The sequence below is a fragment of the Hymenobacter negativus genome (assembly GCF_016056375.1).
Classification (GTDB): Bacteria; Bacteroidota; Bacteroidia; order Cytophagales; family Hymenobacteraceae; genus Hymenobacter; species Hymenobacter negativus_A.
Window position 1 is genome coordinate 124,371 of the sequence record NZ_JAEDAE010000007.1, and the last position, 18,285, is coordinate 142,655.

At 62.5% G+C, this 18,285-nt stretch carries 19 protein-coding genes; 11 read left to right on the forward strand and 8 right to left on the reverse strand.

What is annotated here, in order from left to right; all coding sequences use genetic code 11:
• Positions 1-12: 12 nt before the first annotated feature.
• Both I7X13_RS15170 and I7X13_RS15175 read right to left on the reverse strand, forming a co-directional pair.
• On the reverse strand, positions 13-801 hold the full coding sequence (locus I7X13_RS15170) for a polysaccharide biosynthesis/export family protein (RefSeq protein ID WP_211531879.1): 789 nt from the start codon (positions 799-801) through the stop codon (positions 13-15).
• Between the two features lie 313 nt (positions 802-1,114).
• Positions 1,115-1,711: an FMN-dependent NADH-azoreductase gene (locus I7X13_RS15175; RefSeq protein WP_198076144.1), complete on the reverse strand. Its 597-nt coding sequence runs from the start codon at positions 1,709-1,711 to the stop codon at positions 1,115-1,117.
• Between the two features lie 223 nt (positions 1,712-1,934).
• Between I7X13_RS15175 and I7X13_RS15180 the strand changes: the two genes are divergently transcribed.
• Positions 1,935-2,297, forward strand: coding sequence for a winged helix-turn-helix transcriptional regulator (locus tag I7X13_RS15180; RefSeq protein WP_198076145.1), 363 nt, complete (start codon positions 1,935-1,937; stop codon positions 2,295-2,297).
• A 157-nt stretch (positions 2,298-2,454) separates the two neighbouring features.
• On the forward strand, positions 2,455-2,880 hold the full coding sequence (locus I7X13_RS15185) for a hypothetical protein (RefSeq protein WP_198067414.1): 426 nt from the start codon (positions 2,455-2,457) through the stop codon (positions 2,878-2,880).
• 6 nt (positions 2,881-2,886) lie between these two features.
• Here I7X13_RS15185 and I7X13_RS15190 read toward each other — a convergent pair whose 3' ends face one another.
• On the reverse strand, positions 2,887-3,378 hold the full coding sequence (locus tag I7X13_RS15190; protein WP_198076146.1) for a carboxypeptidase-like regulatory domain-containing protein: 492 nt from the start codon (positions 3,376-3,378) through the stop codon (positions 2,887-2,889).
• A 311-nt stretch (positions 3,379-3,689) separates the two neighbouring features.
• Between I7X13_RS15190 and I7X13_RS15195 the strand changes: the two genes are divergently transcribed.
• From I7X13_RS15195 to I7X13_RS15210, 4 genes are all read left to right on the forward strand, one after another.
• Entirely contained in the window at positions 3,690-5,105 is a 1,416-nt protein-coding gene (locus I7X13_RS15195) for a pectate lyase family protein (RefSeq protein ID WP_198076147.1), read from the forward strand.
• Positions 5,106-5,300: 195 nt separating this feature from the next.
• A complete protein-coding gene (locus I7X13_RS15200) occupies positions 5,301-6,245 on the forward strand; it encodes an alpha/beta fold hydrolase (RefSeq protein ID WP_198076148.1) in 945 nt (314 codons plus the stop codon).
• Between the two features lie 83 nt (positions 6,246-6,328).
• The gene (locus I7X13_RS15205; protein ID WP_198067418.1) at positions 6,329-7,435 is read left to right on the forward strand and encodes a sensor histidine kinase; all 1,107 of its coding nucleotides are present in this window, start codon (positions 6,329-6,331) and stop codon (positions 7,433-7,435) included.
• Entirely contained in the window at positions 7,432-8,178 is a 747-nt protein-coding gene (locus I7X13_RS15210) for a LytR/AlgR family response regulator transcription factor (RefSeq protein WP_198076149.1), read from the forward strand. The genes I7X13_RS15205 and I7X13_RS15210 overlap by 4 nt, the downstream gene beginning before the upstream one ends.
• 17 nt (positions 8,179-8,195) lie before the next feature.
• On the opposite strand, the gene I7X13_RS15215 is transcribed toward I7X13_RS15210, so the two are convergent.
• Complete coding sequence (locus tag I7X13_RS15215) at positions 8,196-8,549, reverse strand: glyoxalase superfamily protein (RefSeq protein ID WP_198067420.1); 354 nt, start codon at positions 8,547-8,549, stop codon at positions 8,196-8,198.
• A 150-nt stretch (positions 8,550-8,699) separates the two neighbouring features.
• Between I7X13_RS15215 and I7X13_RS15220 the strand changes: the two genes are divergently transcribed.
• On the forward strand, positions 8,700-10,199 hold the full coding sequence (locus I7X13_RS15220; RefSeq protein ID WP_198076150.1) for an amidase: 1,500 nt from the start codon (positions 8,700-8,702) through the stop codon (positions 10,197-10,199).
• A 22-nt stretch (positions 10,200-10,221) separates the two neighbouring features.
• Here the strand turns inward: I7X13_RS15220 and I7X13_RS15225 are convergent, their stop codons facing one another.
• From I7X13_RS15225 to I7X13_RS15240, 4 genes are all read right to left on the reverse strand, one after another.
• Positions 10,222-11,436 (reverse strand): T9SS type A sorting domain-containing protein, encoded by a 1,215-nt coding sequence (locus tag I7X13_RS15225; protein ID WP_198067422.1) that lies wholly within the window; start codon positions 11,434-11,436, stop codon positions 10,222-10,224.
• A gap of 74 nt (positions 11,437-11,510) precedes the next feature.
• Positions 11,511-12,014 carry a DUF421 domain-containing protein gene (locus I7X13_RS15230; RefSeq protein WP_198067423.1) on the reverse strand — a complete coding sequence of 168 codons (504 nt, stop codon included), beginning with the start codon at positions 12,012-12,014 and terminating at the stop codon, positions 11,511-11,513.
• Positions 12,015-12,025: 11 nt separating this feature from the next.
• Entirely contained in the window at positions 12,026-12,553 is a 528-nt protein-coding gene (locus I7X13_RS15235; protein WP_198076151.1) for an inorganic diphosphatase, read from the reverse strand.
• Positions 12,554-12,765: 212 nt separating this feature from the next.
• Positions 12,766-13,575: a S1/P1 nuclease gene (locus I7X13_RS15240; protein WP_198067425.1), complete on the reverse strand. Its 810-nt coding sequence runs from the start codon at positions 13,573-13,575 to the stop codon at positions 12,766-12,768.
• Positions 13,576-13,804: 229 nt separating this feature from the next.
• On the opposite strand from I7X13_RS15240, the gene I7X13_RS15245 reads away from it, so the two are divergent.
• The 4 genes from I7X13_RS15245 (at position 13,805) to I7X13_RS15260 (ending at position 18,270) form a co-directional block, all read left to right on the forward strand.
• A complete protein-coding gene (locus I7X13_RS15245; RefSeq protein WP_198067426.1) occupies positions 13,805-14,200 on the forward strand; it encodes a hypothetical protein in 396 nt (131 codons plus the stop codon).
• Between the two features lie 48 nt (positions 14,201-14,248).
• Positions 14,249-15,238, forward strand: coding sequence for a glycoside hydrolase family 43 protein (locus I7X13_RS15250; protein WP_198067427.1), 990 nt, complete (start codon positions 14,249-14,251; stop codon positions 15,236-15,238).
• A 106-nt stretch (positions 15,239-15,344) separates the two neighbouring features.
• Positions 15,345-16,097 (forward strand): hypothetical protein, encoded by a 753-nt coding sequence (locus I7X13_RS15255; protein WP_198067428.1) that lies wholly within the window; start codon positions 15,345-15,347, stop codon positions 16,095-16,097.
• A 58-nt stretch (positions 16,098-16,155) separates the two neighbouring features.
• A complete protein-coding gene (locus I7X13_RS15260) occupies positions 16,156-18,270 on the forward strand; it encodes a T9SS type A sorting domain-containing protein (protein WP_198076152.1) in 2,115 nt (704 codons plus the stop codon).
• Positions 18,271-18,285 lie beyond the last annotated feature (15 nt).

Consider the following 18,285-nt stretch of genomic DNA (forward strand, 5'->3'; position numbering starts at 1 on the left):
CACAAGGCCGGCTTAGTTCGCCTTGATGAAGCTCAGAAGCAGGATGATGGTCGATAAGCCGCCAAACACCAGTCCGAGGTTGTTGGCGTTGCCGCGGCTGGTGCGGGCCTTAAGCGGCTCCACATACAGGGCATCGTTGGGCAGCAGGTAGTAGTATTTCGAGCGCAGCAGGTTGGGGTCGGTCAGGTCCAGCAGCACCACCTCCGAGCCCTTGGGCGTCTGCCGAATCAGCTTCACGTTGGTGCGGTTGCCGAACTCACCCACGTCGCCGGCCAGGCCCAGGGCCTCCAGCACGGTGGCCTGCGAGTTGTACACGAAGTAGCGCCCGGGCGCGCGCACCTCGCCTAAGATGGTGAGCTTGAAGCTGGTGAGTTTTACCAACACGTTGGCCTCGCGCATGAAGCGGGCCACTTCCTTTTGAATGAGCTGCTGGGTTTCCTCCACCGTGAGGCCGGCCACCTTCAGCCGGCCCGCCGTGGGCAGGTTGATGCTGCCGGTGTCATCGACGGAGTAGCCGGAGGCGAAAATGTTGCCCGGGTCGCCGCTCTGAATGTTCTGCCCGCTGGTCACGCTGAACAGGTCGTTTAGGGCCGGCTGCACGCTCTGCACCCGGATGGCGAGCACGTCGCCGGGCTGCAGCCGGTACACCTGCCGCTCATTATCTACCTGCACCGCCGCCCGGGTCGAATAGTCCTTGCTCTGCAAATAAGGTAACTGCTGCTGCGACACGCACGACCCCAGCAACGCCCCCGCCATCAGCAACCCCAAAACCCATGTGCGGAAGTAAACCATTGAGCTCATAAACTGACCGTAGCGAAGCGCGAGGCCGGTGCCGAACCAACGCCTTTGCGCATCAGGTTCAAGCCTCGTTTCCCGCCTCGGGTAATGGAGATTAAGGGCTAATTTAATGAATTATTCGATATATAGTATAAATTATTTATTTTTCTGTATTAATCAGATTTTAATGGCGGTTTAATCTTGCTATAAACCAATGATTTTGCCGGCGAGTACTTCCACTTTACGCCGGTTCGAACGCAATAATCCCAGCAGCGGCTCCGGCCATTGGGGAGCTGCTGCTGGGATTGATTCGTGGCTGAACGCGGCCGGCCTACATCTACACGGCTACGCTGTCGATACCTCTTTGTAATGCAGTGGCTTGTAGGTCAGGTATTTTGATTCCTTCGGCCCGAGCTACGGTTACGTCGCTCATGCCCAGCGCCCCGAGCGTCCAGCGCAGGTAGGGCGTAGCAAAATCCGCCGTCTGCATCGGGCCTTCGGAATAAACGCCACCGCTGGCAACGGCCAAGTATACCTTCTTGCCCTTAACCAGCCCCTCGGGGCCGGTGGCGGTGTATCGGAACGTGATGCCCGCCCGCGTCAGGTGGTCAATCCAAGACTTGAGCGACGAGGGGATGGTGAAGTTGTAGAATGGCACCCCAATAACGAGGACGTCGGCGGCCATCACCTGCGCAATGGCCTCATCGGAGTGGCGCACGGCCTCTTGCTGTTCCGCCGAGCGGCCTTCAGCTGGTGTGAAATACGCTTGCAGGTGTGCTTCCTCAAGATGTGGGAAGGGGTGGGTAGCCACATTGCGCACTACCACGGTGCTACCGGGATGCGCCGCCAGCAGCTTGTCGATAATACCCTGGCTGAGGCGGGTGCTGAACGATTGAGCACCCTGGGCGCTGGAAATGATTTGCAGAATCTGCATAAAAAAAGGGGAAAATGAGGTGATAAGCTGCGGGCTGGTCTCCGTAGCCCATCGGCCACCGGCAACAGCCCGCCTACCGAATAGCCAAACTGTTATTTGGTATTCTGATTACCTCAAGTAATCAGCCGGGCGTTTGTTAGTAACTTGCCTCAACTACAGATTACGTGGCGGTAGCTTGATTACCGGCAGGTAATCAGACCTGTTCGCCCCATGCTTTATTGCCATGACCGTACCCAACGACCATTCCCAATGCGCCCCCACGATGCAGGCCCTGCGCCACGCCCTGCTGGTCGTCAACAGTAAGTGGAAGCTCCAGATTATTGTGGCGTTGCTGTCCGGTGCCCGGCATTTTCGGGGGCTGGAGCGCAGCGTGCCGGGCATCTCCACCAAGGTGCTGGCCAAGGAGCTGAAGGATTTGGAAGCCCACCAGTTCATTGCCCGCACGGTGCATCCCGGCCCGCCCGTGGTGGTAGACTACCAGCTTTTGCCCTATGCCCACTCGCTCGACCCTGTGATTGAGGTACTAAGAGCGTGGGGCATGCAGCATCAGCAACGGTTGGAGGCGGCGGCTGCGGTACCGGTTTAGTGGCGGTTATGTCCTTTCCAGCCCGTAGGTTTACAGAAGCTGGGGAAGTACCGGCGCGGGCTGCTGGTATCAGCTATTTATCGGCAATGCTCAAGATGCCTGCCTGGGCATAGCAGGCGCAAGCCGTCCCATTCCTTAAGAATAGAAACCCGCTGCCATGTCCCCGACCCTCGACTACCTGCAATACCAGTTTCGGTCCGACCTTCAGATACTGGTGGGCCGCTGGCTGCGCCAGCCCACCGACGAAGAATTGCACGCAGGCTACTACCACCTGCTCGACGCGGCCGAGGCCTGCGGGGCCCGCCTCTGGCTGGTAGATGGCCGCCGCCGTGCCCACGCCAACCAGCAAGGCACCCCCTGGATGATGGAAGAATTCCTACCCCAACTGCCCCAGCGCCTGGGCGGGGCCGTCTTCATGGCCTATTTGTTTATGCCCACGCATTTGTACGAGCTGGAGCACGATGCCACAGTGCCGCCGCTCACGTATTTCGACGGCCGCCAGTACCATGTGCAGCGCTTCACCGAAGAGCAGAATGCCATGCAGTGGCTGCGGGCCTGCGCCGCTGCCCAGGGCCAGCAGTGAAGCGGCTTATTTTAGATTAGTGTTCCGGTTGTTGAGGCGCACAACCTGGCCGGCGCGCTTGCCGCTGCGCTTGATGCGCGCGCCCTCGGCCTGCTCCAGTACCAAGCGGGGCAGCGTGCAGTCGGTAAGAGCAATTTCCTGGGGCGTGTAGCCGGCCGCGCCTACCACCAGCGTCTGGCCCTGGTACACGGGGTCGGTGAGGCGGAATTTGCCTTCCGAATCGGTCACGTACACATCGTGGGTGCCTTTTATGAGAAGCGTGGCGCCAATCAGCGGGCGCCCGTTGGGCTCATAGATAACGCCGCTGAGGGGGGCGCACGCCAGCCGCATGGCCGACCGGGCCGAGCTGCTGGCCGCGGGCCGCGACGACATCGCAATCCGGTCCTGGGCATTGCCGGACGGCGGCAGGGTGCTCGTACTGGCGCTTTGGGCAGCAACGGTCTGGCTGCTTCCTACGGCAAAAATTGTGACTGCGATGGCGAGGAAATATGAGCGCATGGGTAAGCAGAATTAAGAACTTGAGCAGGAAGTAATGTGAAGATATTGATTAATAATTAACTTATAACAATAATGATAATAATTTTTATCGGAATGGTGCTTTTCCTAATCCTCAGCGCGGAACTTATCTGAGCACCATACCAGTCAACTGGCGCGGTTTTTACTTGGTTTCAAAAAGCGAGGTTTCATGTCCTATTCACGCATTGGGGGGTAAGTTGTTGCCTCAATCAGCCAGTATGCCCAAATTTTTCGAACATTGTTTTTCTCGTCTGTGCTCAGCGCGGACGCTCCATTTACTGGCCCTGAGCCTATTGTTGCTGCCAGCGACGAGTTGGGCGCAGGGGCTGGTGGCTTTCCCGGGGGCCGAGGGCGCGGGACGCTTCACCACCGGCGGACGGGGCACGGCAGCGCAGCCCACCACGGTGCTCGAAGTCACAAACCTGCTTGATGATAATAAGCCCGGCAGCCTGCGCTACGCCCTGATGCTGAACGCGGCCAAAGCGCCGGCCCGCACCATCGTGTTTCGGGTGTCGGGCACCATTCACCTGCTTTCGCCACTTTACATTAACAAAGCAAATACCACCATTGCGGGCCAGACGGCCCCCGGCGACGGCATTTGCCTAGCCGATTACCCGGTTTCGGTGAAGGCCAATAATGTGATTGTGCGTTTCATCCGCTTCCGGATGGGCGACAAGAACCAGAACGGCGGCTTTGTGGACGGCGCGGGCGGCGACGATGCCTTCGGGGGCACGCGCAACAACCACCTCATCGTGGACCACTGCTCGATGAGCTGGAGCACCGACGAGGCCCTGAGCGTGTACGAAGGCGACAGCACCACCCTGCAGTGGAACCTCATTGCGGAGCCGCTGAACTACTCCTACCACTACGAAAAGGGCGATACCGACTTCGAGCGGCACGGCTTCGGGGGCATTTGGGGCGGGCAGCATTCGTCGTTTCACCACAACCTGTTTGCGCACTGCAAAAACCGCACGCCGCGCTTCAACGGCAGCCGCTACACGCACCCGGCCGGCTTCGAGAATGCCGATTTCAGCAACAACGTGATTTACGACTGGGGCGAAAACAACGTGTATGCCGGCGAGGGCGGCAACTACAACGTCATAAACAACTACTACAAGCCCGGTCCCAGCACCAACCCGCGGGTGCAGGCCCAGGTGTTGAACCCCTACAAAATCGACAAAGAGAAAGGCCGCCTGCCCTACGGCAAATTCTACCTGACCGGCAACTACGTGGACGGTGCGCCCGCCGTGACGGCCCGCAACTGGCGCGGCGTGGTGATGAACGGCGGCACCGCCGCCGACACCGTGCAGTCGAAAGTAACAACGCCATTCAACCTCGGCCCCGTTGCCCTGCAAACGGCCCCCGCCGCCTACGAGGCCGTGTTGAACGGTGCCGGCGCCATCTGCCCGCAGCGCGACACGCTCGACCAGCGCATAGTGCGCGAGGTGCGCACCCGCACCGGCACCATCATCGACGTGCAGGGCCACTACCCGCACGGCACGCCCTACAGCGTTTCGCAAAAAGCCTGGCCGGTGCTGAAATCCACCGCCGCACCCGCCGATACCGACCACGACGGCATGCCCGATGCCTGGGAAAAGGCCAACGGCCTAAACCCCAAAGACGCTGCCGACCGGGGCCTACGCGCTACGGACGGCTACACCAATCTGGAGAGTTATTTGAACAGCCTAGTGGGAATGGGCGGGAAGTAGGGCCTGAATAAAGCTAGCCCGTCATGCTTCGCTGCACTCTGCATGACCGCTCTCATCGCAATCAGTTGCTTCCATTCAGCCGGTATTCCGCCCGTTCAGCAGGCCGGAATACCGTTCGCTTAAATTCCGTTACGGCCGCTGAAACGGGCCGGTAAGTTTGGGTCATTCAATCACCATTCACCCCGAACTTACCCGATGAAAACTTCTGCTTTCGCCCGCCACCTGTCCTTGTCGATGCTGTTGCTGAGCGCGGCGGGTTCCGCTTTTGCTACGAGCCCGGCTGCCGCGCCCGCCACCAAAATTGCGGCCGACAACCCCGCCGCGCACCCCACGTTCACGGTGCGGGTGGTGGGCAAGGGCCAGCCCATGCTGCTGATTCCCGGCCTGAACTGCACAGGCGCGGTGTGGGATGAAACCGTGGCTCACTACCAGACGCAGTACCAGTGCCACGTGATTTCGCTGGCGGGTTTCGGTGGCACCGCCCCAGTGGCCGTGACTGACCCGTTGCTGCCCGCCGTGCGCGACCAGCTTCTGGCTTACATCAAAACCCATAAGCTGAACAAGCCTACCGTTGTAGGCCACAGCTTGGGCGGCTTCATGGCGCTGGCCCTGAGCGCGGCCCAGCCCGACGCCATTGGCCCGCTCGTGATTGTGGACTCGCTGCCCTTCTTAGCGGGCGTACAAAACCCGGCGGCCACCGTGGAAACCGTGAAGCCCCAGGCCACCATCCTGCGCGCCCAGGTACGCCAAGGCCACATGGCTCCCGCTGCCCAGCGCCAGATGGTGGCTGGAATGGTGACCGACACCGCCCGGCAAACCCAGATTGCGCGTTGGAGCACGGCTTCAGACCTCGCCACCACGGCCCAGGCCATGTACGACATGTACACCATCGACCTGCGCCCGGACATCGCCCGCATTCAGCAGCCAGTGCTGGTGCTTGGGTCCTGGGCCGCCTACGCCCAATACGGCTCGACCAAGGAAAGCACCCGCGCTATCTTCGCGCAGCAATACGCCAAGCTGCCGCAAACGCGCATCGAAATGTCGGAAGCCGGCCGTCATTTCCTGATGTACGACGACACCGCGTGGTTGCTGACGCAGGCAGACGCTTTCTTGAAACAGCCGGCCGTGGTGAAAAAGTAGTGCCAGCGGCCCGGGCGGCTTCGTCCGGGCCGCCGACAGGCGGCCCATTCGCTTAATTTATCGCCATTTCATTCGTCTTGCTTATGCCCCGCTCCTCATCCCGCCCGCGCTTGTATTGGATGCTCCAGATGGGCGGCTGGGGCGCGTATGGGTTGCTGGGCGGCGTTCTATCGGCCGTTTTTGGCAGGTTCAAGCCGATAATTATCCCTATCGAAATCATCGTGGCGGGCGCAATGCTGCTGGGCAGCCACTTGCTGCGGCTATACCTGCGCCGCCGGGGCTGGACGCAGCTGCCGCTGGTGGCACTGTTGCCCCGGCTGTTACTGGGCAACTTGCTGGTGGCGGTGGGCAGCATGGCCCTCACTGGGGTGCTGGTGACGCTGCTATACTGGGTAGTGGAGCCGCATAAGAACAGTACGGTCTTTCCGTGGCTGCCATACGTGGGCTACACGGCCAACTCGTTTTTCTTCATGCTGCTGTGGTCGGCGGCTTATTTCAGCCTGCACTATTTCGACAACCTGCGGCAGGCTGAAATCGAAAAGTGGAAGCTGGAGGCCGCCGTGCGCGAGGCCGAAATGCGGACCCTCAAGGCCCAGATAAACCCGCATTTCCTTTTCAACGGCCTCAACAACATCCGCGCCCTGGTGCTGGAAAACCCGGTGCGGGCCCGCGAGATGATGACGCACCTCTCGGACCTGCTGCGCTACTCCCTGCAGCTAAACACCCGCGAGCAGGTGCCGCTGGCCCGTGAGCTCGAAATCGTGGCCCACTACCTCACCCTCGAAAACTTGCAGCTCGAAGAGCGCCTGCGCTTCACCCTCGACGTAGCCCCCGCCACCTTGGAGGTGCTGCTACCGCCCATGACGCTGCAGCTGCTGGTCGAAAATGCCATTAAGCACGGCATTGCGCCCCGGCCGGGCGGCGGCGATATCCGCATTTCGGCCCAGCTGGAACGGCCTGGGCAGGTGCTCATCACGGTGCGCAACCCCGGCCGCTACCAGCCCAACCCGGCCGCCCTCGACCATACCGGCATCGGCCTGCCCAATGCCCACGAGCGGCTGCAATTGCTGTTCGGCCCCACAGCCAGCCTCGTCATCGGCGATGATGCCCGGCAGGCCAACACCGTCACGGCCGAGCTGCGGCTGCCTTTGCTGACCACTACTCCGGCCCTCACTCTCGCTTCTGCATGAACGTTCTAATTGTTGACGACTCGCGCCTGGCGCGCACCGAGCTGCGCCACCTGCTCCAGGCTTTCCCCGATGTGGCAGTGGTGGGCGAGGCCCGCCACGCTGACGAGGCCCGCGCCCAAATCGAGGCCCTGCGGCCCGACTTACTGCTGCTCGATGTGCAGATGCCGGGCCAGACCGGCTTCGAGCTGCTGGCCTCGCTGGAGGCGGCCCCGCACGTCATCTTCACCACGGCCTACGACGAATACGCCCTGCAAGCCTTCGCCGTGAATGCCCTCGACTACCTGCTGAAACCCGTGCAGGAAACCCGCCTGGCCGCCGCGCTGGCCAAGGCCCGCGCCCGCATCACGGCTCCGGTGCCAGCCCAGGTGGCCACGGCCGGACCCGCCGAGGAAGCCCCGCAGGCCCCGCTCACGGCGCAGGACCAGGTGTTTGTGAAGGACGGCGAACGGTGCTGGTTTGTGAAGCTGGCCGACATCAAGCTCTTCGAAATCAACGGCAGCTACACCCGCATTCACTTCGAAAACCACCAGCCGCTCATCCCACGCACTTTGCAGCAGCTGGAGGCGCGCCTCGACCCGAAAGTGTTTTTTCGCGTCAACCGCCAGCAGATTATCAACCTCAAGTGGATTGCCGGCATCGAGCCCTGGTTCAGCAACACGCTAAAGCTGACGCTGCGCGGTGGGGGCGAGGTGGAAGTGTCGCGGCAGCAGTCGGTGCGGTTTCGGGAGCTGCTGAGCCTGTAGCGTATGGCAGCTGACTATTAGCAGATTTCGGCAAACACCAGGCTGTTGCCGAACGGGTCGGTCACTTCTATCTGCATCACTTTGTCGCTCCAGGTGGTTTTTTGCAGCGCCGGGCTCGGGAAGACCGAGTCTTTGGTCGTCAGCCGGTAGTGGTAGGCAATCAGGCCGTTGATTTCGGCAATGGCTTTGGCGCCGGCGCAGCTTTCCTCGGGGTAATTGGTGAGGTGCAGCACGATGCCACCGCGCGATACCTGCATGTAGAGCGGTTCCCGCTCCGACCGTTCTTCCCAATCAATTCGGAACCCCAGCCAGTCGATGTAAAAATCGAGAGCCTGCTGGTAATCAGAAATCCGAAAGATGGGTGTGACCATTGGACAAGGTAACAGAACCGTGTGTTGGTTTTGTGCTGATATTTCGTGGAAATATAACGAAAAATCAGCAATATTCCCTACGCTGTGGTCTGACATACGCCCACCGTGCCTGTTCCAGATTGCCCGGCTGGTGCCGCCTACATTTAGCCCATGATTTCTCCCGCCGAATACGACCGGCTCGACGGCCTGGCCCAGGCCGCTCTCGTGCGCGCCGGCCAGCTCACACCCGCCGAACTGTGCGCCGCTGCCATTGCCCGCGCCGAAGCCGCGAACCCCCAAATCAACGCCGTGGTGCACCCGCTGTATGAGCCCGCCCGGGCGCGGGCTGCTGCCGGGCTGCCGGCCGGGCCTTTTGAGGGCGTGCCGTTTCTGCTCAAGGATTTTGGGGCGCAGTACGCCGGCGCGCCGCATACCTCGGGCAGCCGCGCGCTGCGCGGATTTATTCCTAAAGAAGATGCCGAGCTGGTGCGCCGCTGGCAGGCCGCCGGCCTCAACATCCTGGGCAAAACCAATACCCCCGAGTTTGCCCTGATGGGCGTGACCGAGCCCCTGCTGCACGGCCCCGCCCGCAACCCCTGGCACCTGGGCCACACGCCCGGCGGCAGCAGCGGCGGGGCGGCAGCGGCCGTGGCGGCGGGCATCACTCCGGTGGCCGGCGCGGGCGACGGCGGCGGGTCCATCCGGATTCCGGCGGCTTGCTGCGGGCTGTTTGGGCTGAAAATCAGCCGGGGCCGCGTGCCCACCGGCCCCGAGCAGGGCGAAAAGTGGCAGGGCGCGGCCGTAGAGCATGTGCTCAGCCGTTCAGTGCGCGACAGCGCAGCCATGCTCGATGCCACCCAAGGGCCGGATGCGGGTGCGCCCTATTTCCTACCCAATCCCACGCGGCCTTACCTGGAGGAAGTGAGCCGGGCGCCCGGCCGGCTGCGCATTGCCTTCAGCCTAGGCCATCCGCTGGGTAGCGCCCTGCACCCGGAGTGCGCCACCGCCGTGCTGGACGCGGCTAAGCTGCTCGAAAGCCTGGGCCACGACGTGGAGGAAGTGCCACTGCCGTTCGATGGCCGGGCCGTGGCATCGGCCTTTCTGATGCTGTATTTCGGCGAAACCGGGGCCAGCATTGCTGCGCTGGCCCGGCACCTGGGCCGCCCCGCCCGGCCCCACGACGTGGAACCCACCACCTGGCTGCTTGGTCTGCTGGGCCGCACTTACACTGCCGCCGATTTTGCCGCCGCCCGCCAGAGCTGGAACGACCACGCCCGCCGCATGGGCCGCTTCCACCAGACCTATGACCTGTTGCTCACGCCCACGCTAGCCACGCCGCCCGTGCGCATCGGCGAGCTGCAGCCCAAGCCGCTGGAGCAAAAAATGCTGAAGCTGGTGAATACCTTCGGACTGGGCGGCCTCATCCGGCGCTCCGGCATCGTGGAGAAGCTGGCCGAGCAGAACCTCGAAAAAACGCCCTATACCCAGGTGGCCAACCTCACGGGCCAGCCCGCCATGTCAGTACCACTGCACTGGACAGCCGACGGGCTCCCCTGCGGCGTGCAATTCATCGCCCGGCTGGGGGCCGAAGACGTGCTGTTTCGGCTGGCCGGCCAGCTGGAACAGGCCCGGCCGTGGTTTGATAAGCGGCCAGTGCTCGGAGGAGGGTAGCAGCTACTGCGGCATTATATCGTTATTCCACCACCAGTTTTTGCGTGGCTTGGCCGGCCCGTAACGAGTAGAGGCCAGCAGGCAGGGAGCCGATGTTCACCAAGCCATCGGCTGCCAGGGGCGTAGTCAGGCACACCCGGCCCGTCAGGTCATGAACGGTTACCAGCGTGCCGGCCTTAGTGTAGGGCAGCTGCAGCGAAGCGTGCGCTGGGTTGGGATAGCAGGCCAGTGCCGGCGGGGCAGCCGCTCGGGTAGCGGTGGCCGTAGCGCGGAAAGAAAATACGTTCAGATTCGCGGCATCCACGATGAAGGCTAAATTGTTGCCGTTCGCGCTCAACGCTCCGACGGATTCGTAAGGATATAATCCTCCTTCAGTAGCCCGAAGCACGGGAGCCCCAGGGGTGCTCGCGTCGAAGGCTTGCAACGTGTAGCGGTTGCCAACAGGGCTGCTCCGAATACCTCCCGAATTGGTGAAAACCGTGGTGCCGCTCACCGCCACTTGGTTGCCACCATTGTTGGCCACGCTACCGAGCAGCAGCGGTGCCAGCGGAGAACTCACGTCGTAAATCCTCAGCGTGGCATTTTGCACGCCGTAGCCTTTTGTGCCCTGCACGCTGGTAATGGTAATAGGCAAACTGCCGCGGTTTACGGGTAGGGCGGGGTTGCTCAGGTCTAAGATGGTGGTAAAGCTGTTGTTACGTAAGTAGAGAACATTGCCATTGAGCGACATATCCCCGGATGCGCCCGAATAGGTGCCCAAGACATTCATGTTGCTGTCGTATATATGAATCACGCCGTTGGGCATTCCGGCCACGCAAACAAAAGAGGCGCTGGCTACCATCGTCGGGGGTTGCGTTTGGGCAGTGGGGGTGCTTAATAACGCGCCATTGATTCCAACTGGAGCCGCCGGGTTGCTGATGTCGAACGCATAGACTGAAGCCATGGTGATATTCCCGCTGGCGTAGCCTATGCTATAGACTTTGTTGCCCACTGCTGCCACGTTGTGGATGCGCAGGGAATGCTGCGTGCTGCTGCGCAGTACTGGGGCAGTGGGCACGCTCACGTCGTATATATCCAAGGTGTTGTTGCCAAAGTTGGCCAGGCAGGCCCGGTTGCCACTTACGGCTATGTCGAGCACCGTGCTGGCCGGCACACTGGCTACTCGGGTTATACTTTGGGCCCGGGCGGCCGGAGTGCAAAGAGCCAGTAGAGTAGCTATGAGTAGGAATTGGCGCATGGTAAACGATTGGTTATGTGGAAGTATTGGCAATGCTGCGTAAAAGTAAGCCAACGGTGAAGTAAGCCGACAATCTATTCCTGTTTTTTTACCACGCTGATGCTGCCATCGCGTTCCAGGCGCACGGTCTGAGCTTGCTCGGGTGCGCCCAGGTTGCCGTTTTCGCGCACGCCTTCGCGCAGGTCTTCTTCCGTCAGGTTGTGCCGCCGCAGGTTTTCCTGGTTGAGCTGACCGTTTTCTACCAGCACTGTGCCTTCGCCTTTTACAAGCCGGCCAATGGTTTCGCTGCGAAACGCGGCCCAGGCCAATAGCCGGTGCAGCCCTACCAGCACGAAGCCCGCCAGCAGCGTGCCCCAGAAGGGCGAGGCCGCCACCACGGCCCGGCTCAGCACCGCGCCCAGCATAATCTTTACCACCATGTCAAAAGCGGCGTTGGTGCCGAAAGTGCGCTTGCCCGACACGCGTAGCAGCGCCAGCGCCACAAAAAACACCAGCACGGCGCGCACCGTCATTTGCAGGGCCGTGATGGTGTGCGAGTCGGCATTCGGCCCGAACAAAGTATCCCAAAGCTCTTTCATAGTACCAATGCTTAGTGCTGGGCTTGCCGCAGCAGGGCGTGGGCCTGCTCCGGGCCCACGCGGCGCAGCACCCGCAGCGTTTGGCCCTTCGCCTCATTGTAGGAGATGAAAAAATGCTCGATTTCGTGCAGCATTTCGTTCGATAAATCCGCGAGGGAGTGAATGCCTTTGTGCTCGCGCGAGTCGGCGGCCACGGCCAGCAGCCGGTCGTTGCGCACGGTTTCGCCGGTTTTTTCCTCCTGTTCAATCTCCAGCGCCCCAATGAGGCGGGCCTCCACCACGCAGCCCGGAAATGCGGGCGCCGCCAGCAGCAGCAGCACGTCGAGCGGGTCGCCGTCCTCGGCCAGCGTGGAAGGCACAAAGCCGAAATCGTAGGGAAAGCTGTGGCCCTCGGGCAGCACGCCCTTCAGCTTAAATACCTGCAAATCGGGGTCGAAGGCAAACTTATTGCGCCCACCTTTGGGCGTTTCTACCACCACGTGCACACGGGTGTGTGCGTGCGGAACGTGGGCCGGCAACTGATGCAGCGAAGGAGCCATAGCAGGGCAAGTTGAAATGGATGAATTGCTCAACAGCCCTGTTATGACGGCCAACATTACCCGGATGTTACTAGCGCGCAGCTTACCACACACCGTTGGAACGGGCATAGCGCGGAGCAACAAACGCTTGCGTATGCGCCCAATTTGCTACCACCAAAAAGCCCCGACTGCTTGCGCAACCGAGGCTTCCTGGTGAAATACCGAATGGTTTGCTACTTATCAAATGTCTCGTTCAGCACGCCGGCCAGGCGAATGCCGGCTTTCAGCACCTGCTGCTCCACGGTGGGGCCGAAGGTGGGATAGAAGTGCCAGTCGAACTTGGTAGGCGGGGTGGCCGCGCTGGCGTAGATGGGCGTGCAGAGCTGGTACGACTCGAACAGCCAGGTGGTCATGTCGTCCTTTTGCCACTGCTTGATTTGGGCGGGCGTGGCGTGGTCGTAGGCCGTGGCCATTTCGCTGTAGGTGAAGCCGGGATATTCAATCAGGGCCGTGTCCCACACGCTGTGCAGGTTGGTGTCTTCCTTGGCGCGCCAGTTTACCACAATGCTGTTGCCGCCCCGGTCTTCGGCGTGGCCCACATGCAGGGGCTGGTGCACGTCGCCCACCAGGTGAACCACAAACTTGAGGGCTACGAGCTTTTCCTCAGCGGTTTTCTTGGGGTCTTTCAGGTCGCGGCGAGCTTGCAGCAGGGCGGTGTAGGCGTTGGTGGGGGCGGCCGGGGCCAAGGTGGCCGGGTCGTTCAGCTGCTTCACGAAGGCGGCAAAATCGAGCCCGGTGGCCACGTTGAGGTAGTGCCAGGGAGCCGTGTCCTTGAACTGCGGGTCGTTGCGCAGCTCGTCGGCCCAGGTGCTCACCAGCGGCATGGTTTGGGTGCCCAGAATGCGGGCTACTTCGCGCTTGGCGGTGGCGGAGAGGTGGTTTTCGGCAATTTTAGCCACAGCCCGGTGGCCTACTACGCCCCAGGCCAGCAGGCTGAACGGCGCACACAACAAAGCCAGCAGGGCAACACTTTTTTTGAACATCAGAGAAGAGGGTGGGAGTGAGGGCGAGAGCAAGCGGTTTCCCAGTCTTTGGGACAACTTCCGGCGCAAGCAGAACCACAAAGCTAACGCCCGGCTGCAGCAGATACACGCCCGGCCCGCAAAGTATTTCTGCCCCGGTACAAGGCCGCAAAATTCGAAGCCGGAGAAGGTTTCCTGTCGTTATTTGGGTGCGCCAAACGCCCTCATCCGTTCCGCTTACCGGCTGCCCTTGCAAACTGTCGTCGATTCTCCCGCCCTGTTCATCGGCCGCGACGAGCCGAACCGCTGGCTCTACGTGGACTTGCGCGGCCCCTACGACGGCCCCCTGGCTCATGCCGCCTGCGAGCAGATGCTGGCCTGCCTGCGCCAGTGGCCCTGCCAAAAAATCCTGAGCGACGGCACCAACATCCTCGCCGTGCACCTGCCGCGCACCCAGTGGGGCCGCCTGTGGCTGGAAGAAATGCAGGCCGCCGGCCTGCGCTATTTCGCCTGGGTGCTGCCGCGCTGCCTGCAGGCCCGGCACGCCACCGAAGAGCGGGTGTACCCCATCAGCAACCCTCTGGTCGGCACTTTCGATGACCTCGCCTCGGCCTGTCTGTGGCTGCAGCAGCAGCGCGAGCACTAGCCGCTTGCTGGGTTGCCGCGTACACTGCCCGTCATCCACCTGTTGCCCATGTTCACCAATCCCGTCATCGACGACAATTTCCCGGACCCCACCATCATCCGAGCTGCCGATGGCTGGTACTATGCCTACGGCACCCAAACCAAGCGCGCCGGTGCCATCATCAACCTGCAAGTAGCCCGCTCCCGCGATTTGGTGGCCTGGGAATACCTCGGCGAAGGCTTGCCCGCCAAGCCCGACTGGGCGCTGCTAAGCCAGAAAATATGGGCGCCGCACGTGAGCGAGCACGGCGGGCGCTACTACCTCTACTATTCCACCCGGCCCGATGGCGCCGACTACTTCAGCCTAGCCGTGGCCGTGGCCGATGCGCCCGCCGGCCCGTTCGTAGACTGCGGCCGGCCCATGCTGCCCGGCCCCGGCTTCACCTGCATCGACCCCATGGCCTTTGACGACCCCGCCACCGGCCGGCGGCTGCTGTATTGGGGCTCAGGGTTCGGGCCCATATGGGTGCGCGAGCTGGCCGACGACCGCCTGAGCTTCGCCCCCGGCAGCGAGGCCGTGGCCGTGCTGCACCCCAGCGTTTCGCATGACGACCCCGCCGACTACCACCGCCTCATCGAAGGAGCCTGGGTGCACCGCCGCGCCGGCTGGTACTACCTGTTTTTTTCGGGTGATAACTGCTGTGGGCCACACGCCCACTACGCCGTGCTGGTGGCCCGGGCCCGCCACGCCACCGGCCCCTTCGAAACCTACGCTGCTGCTACGGCCAACCTCCATGCTGCCCTGCTCGCCGCCAATGCCCACTGGCACGCCCCTGGCCACAACTGCGTGGTGACCGACACCGCCGGCCAGGACTGGCTGGCCTGCCACGCCATCGACCCTCGCCAGCCCACCTTCGATGCCATTGACGATTCCGAAGGCTACTCGCGCCGCGTGCTCATCCTGGCCCGGCTGGAATACGATGCCGACGGCTGGCCCCAGGTGGCCGGTGGCTCGCCCGATTGGCTGCCCCAACCCGCGCCTATGAGCACCACTAGCTGATTTAAACTACCCGCGCCGGACCTTGTCTTTGTGGGGCCGGCTATCACCGGGAATTCATGCCAGTACCCTAGCTTAAGGCCGATTGCACCAAATCTACTGTTTTGCTATGATGCGTTACCTCGGGGCGGGCTTCCTGGCTACCCTGCTGCTGGGTGCCCGGGCCGGGGCCGCCCAAACGCGGCCCGCCGCCGACTCGGCCGGGGAGGTGGCGGGGCCGCCGTGCCCAGCGGCCGTGGTTCCGCGCCGTCGGGTGGGCTTCGTGATTTCGCTTGATAACCGCGAGTCCTTCGTACAGTCATCGGCCGTCACCATCATTGGGCTGAATGCGGGCGTGGTGCTGCCCGGCCGGCGCTGGCGGCTGGGCCTGGGCGGCTACACCCTCCGCCGCGACTACGCCGCCCTCTACATCTACCAGTACAAAAACGGCAAGCGCACCAAAAAAGCCCCCGATACCCTCACGCCCCAACTCGACCTCACCTACCTCACGCCCAACGTGAGCTACGTGTTCCTGCAGCGGCGGTGGCTCGAAATGAGTTTGCCGCTGGAAGTGGGTCTGGGCCGCAGCCACTATACCGTTACTGACCAAGCCGGCCGCACCACCACCGACAGCCGGGGACTGTTCGTACCCGTCGAGGCCGGACTTTCCGTCTTGGTCAAGCCGTTTCGCTGGGTGGGGGTGAGCGGCAGCGTGGGCTACCGCAAATCTGTGTTTGAAGTTGATTACAAGGACGATTTCGACGGCATGTACTTCAGCTACCGGCTCAACGTGTTTGTGGGCGCCATCTGGCGCGACCTGCGTCAGTACCGCCAAAACCGTCGGCTGGCCCACGAGCTGGCTCAGGTCCAACGCGGGCATTAAGGCCCTCTTCGTTCCGGTTTTCCGTATCTTGGGTGGCCCTCGCTCTTCCGTCTTGCTTATGTCGTTTTCGCTATTGATTAACCGTGTTAGAAGCCGCAAGTGGGCGGGCGTATTGGGAGTGCTGGGGTTGGCAGCTGTCCCGGCCGCTGCTCAGGCCCCGGCCGAAATGCGCTGCCTGATGCTGCCCCTGGAGCCAGCCAGCCGCGCCCGGCAGTCGGCCCTGGTTGTCGAAGCGCAGGTGCTTGATGCGCGTAGCTTCTGGGATGCCGGTCATCGGCACCTCTTCACGCGGCACCGTCTGCGGGTGTTTTCGCTGCTGAAAGGTCAGGTGGCCGACACCACCGGCCTCACCGTCCTCACTGAAGGCGGCCGCCTCGGCCTCGACCAGCAAATGCTGACCAATACCCTGCGGCTCACTCCGGGCCAGCAGGGCGTTTTCTTTCTGAAAGCCGCACCGTGGTCGGGGCTGCCGGCTGGCCCAACGGCCTACACACCAGTGGGCAGCGAGCAGGGTTTCATTCAGTTCAATCCCGCCGAGGGCACGGCTACTGAGCCGTTCCGCGTTTACAAGGCATTGGATACGGGCTTTTATCAGGAGCTGGCCAGTCTCACAGGGCAGGCGCGGCAGGTGTTGCAAGCCAACCCGGCACTTGTTAAAGCCACTGCGCCCGTGCACCGCGGTACGGCGGCCCCCACCATCGCCGCGTTTTCGCCCCTGAGCCTGACGGCCGGCACCGGGGCCGTGCTCACCATCACCGGCGACGGCTTTGGTAGCACCCGGGGCAGCGGCTTTGTCGAGTTTCGGAACGCCGACGATGGCGGCTCCACCCGCGTGAAGGCCCGCGACGACGACTATCTGAGCTGGACCAATAACCAAATCCAGGTGCGGGTGCCGTCCACGGCCAGCGGCGGCAGCCCGGTGAGCAGCGGCCACCCGGCCGGCTCCGGCCCCGTGCGCGTCACCACTTCCGACCAACTCAATGTGGAAAGTAGCTCGTCCCTTACCATCATCTACGCCCTCACCAATGTGGAGAGCACCGACGGCAAGCTGCTCCAGCGCCCTAACCACATTGCCCTGAATAATGCCGGCGGTATCACCTTTCACTTCGGCCCCAATTTCACGGCCTCGCCGGCCGCTGCCTGGCAGCGGGCCCTGGCCACTTGGCGTTGCCAAACGGGTATGAACTGGGACGCGGGCACCCCCAACGCCACCAATACCATTGCCGACGATGGCCAGAACGTCGTAGCCTTCGACCAGGGGGCCGAGCTTCCTGCCCGCGTATTGGGCCGCACCACCAGCTACTACAAAGGTTGCTATGCGTCCAATGGCGAGGTAGTATTCTGGGTGAAGGAAATCGACATGCAGTTCGATGACGCCTCGCCTTTTCAGTTTGGGCCGCTCCCGGCTGGCATCAACCAGGTCGATTTCGAGTCGGTGGCCGTGCACGAGCTGGGCCACGCTCAGCAGCTCAATCACCTCAACCTGCCCCGCGCCGTGATGCACTACGCCCTGAGTGTTGGCCAGACTACCCGGGTGCTGAACCCGCTTAGCGAAGTAGCCGGTGGCCGACAGGTACTGCGAGTGCGCAGTTTCCGCAACCTGGGCTGCAGCGGCCCGGCCCTGCTGCCGGCCCCGCTCACCGGCCTGAGCGCCCAGTACGCCGCCGGCACCGGAGCCACCGTTGCCTGGACCACCCGCGACGAGTGCTTTCTGAGCCGTTTTGTGGTGGAGCGCAGCCTGAGCGGTGATACCACCGCGTGGGAGCAGATTGCCATCGTGGCCCCGCGCCCACCCGCCAGTCAGTACCAGTACGTAGATGCCCAGCCGCCCGGCGGCCTGCACTACTATCGCCTCCGCCTCCAGCGGCCCGATGGCTCGCTCGACAACGCCGCGCCCGTAGTCCTCAGCTCAGAAAGCGCGAGTGTCAGCATTTTCCCCAACCCGGTAACCGAGTCCCGGCTGCGCCTCCAATACCCTGCCGCTGCCGATGGCACAGTGATTTTTTGGGTGTTCGACGCGCTGGGCCGCCGCATTCTGGCCTCAGCCCAAAATGTGCCCACCGGCCTGAACGTGCTCACCCTGAACCTGCCCGCTACCCGGCCCGGCCTCTATGTGTTGCGCTGGCAGGATGCACAAGGCCGCACGGGCAGCCAGAGATTTATCCGCCAATGAGGGCACGTAGTTCCG

Bases quoted from the DNA above. Each gene is read 5' to 3' on its own strand.
- I7X13_RS15170 (WP_211531879.1), bottom strand. From the start codon at position 801: ATGAGCTCAATGGTTTACTTCCGCACATGGGTTTTGGGGTTGCTGATG.
- I7X13_RS15175 (WP_198076144.1), bottom strand. From the start codon at position 1,711: ATGCAGATTCTGCAAATCATTTCCAGCGCCCAGGGTGCTCAATCGTTC.
- I7X13_RS15180 (WP_198076145.1), top strand. From the start codon at position 1,935: ATGACCGTACCCAACGACCATTCCCAATGCGCCCCCACGATGCAGGCC.
- I7X13_RS15185 (WP_198067414.1), top strand. From the start codon at position 2,455: ATGTCCCCGACCCTCGACTACCTGCAATACCAGTTTCGGTCCGACCTT.
- I7X13_RS15190 (WP_198076146.1), bottom strand. From the start codon at position 3,378: ATGCGCTCATATTTCCTCGCCATCGCAGTCACAATTTTTGCCGTAGGA.
- I7X13_RS15200 (WP_198076148.1), top strand. From the start codon at position 5,301: ATGAAAACTTCTGCTTTCGCCCGCCACCTGTCCTTGTCGATGCTGTTG.
- I7X13_RS15205 (WP_198067418.1), top strand. From the start codon at position 6,329: ATGCCCCGCTCCTCATCCCGCCCGCGCTTGTATTGGATGCTCCAGATG.
- I7X13_RS15210 (WP_198076149.1), top strand. From the start codon at position 7,432: ATGAACGTTCTAATTGTTGACGACTCGCGCCTGGCGCGCACCGAGCTG.
- I7X13_RS15215 (WP_198067420.1), bottom strand. From the start codon at position 8,549: ATGGTCACACCCATCTTTCGGATTTCTGATTACCAGCAGGCTCTCGAT.
- I7X13_RS15220 (WP_198076150.1), top strand. From the start codon at position 8,700: ATGATTTCTCCCGCCGAATACGACCGGCTCGACGGCCTGGCCCAGGCC.
- I7X13_RS15225 (WP_198067422.1), bottom strand. From the start codon at position 11,436: ATGCGCCAATTCCTACTCATAGCTACTCTACTGGCTCTTTGCACTCCG.
- I7X13_RS15230 (WP_198067423.1), bottom strand. From the start codon at position 12,014: ATGAAAGAGCTTTGGGATACTTTGTTCGGGCCGAATGCCGACTCGCAC.
- I7X13_RS15235 (WP_198076151.1), bottom strand. From the start codon at position 12,553: ATGGCTCCTTCGCTGCATCAGTTGCCGGCCCACGTTCCGCACGCACAC.
- I7X13_RS15240 (WP_198067425.1), bottom strand. From the start codon at position 13,575: ATGTTCAAAAAAAGTGTTGCCCTGCTGGCTTTGTTGTGTGCGCCGTTC.
- I7X13_RS15250 (WP_198067427.1), top strand. From the start codon at position 14,249: ATGTTCACCAATCCCGTCATCGACGACAATTTCCCGGACCCCACCATC.
- I7X13_RS15255 (WP_198067428.1), top strand. From the start codon at position 15,345: ATGATGCGTTACCTCGGGGCGGGCTTCCTGGCTACCCTGCTGCTGGGT.
- I7X13_RS15260 (WP_198076152.1), top strand. From the start codon at position 16,156: ATGTCGTTTTCGCTATTGATTAACCGTGTTAGAAGCCGCAAGTGGGCG.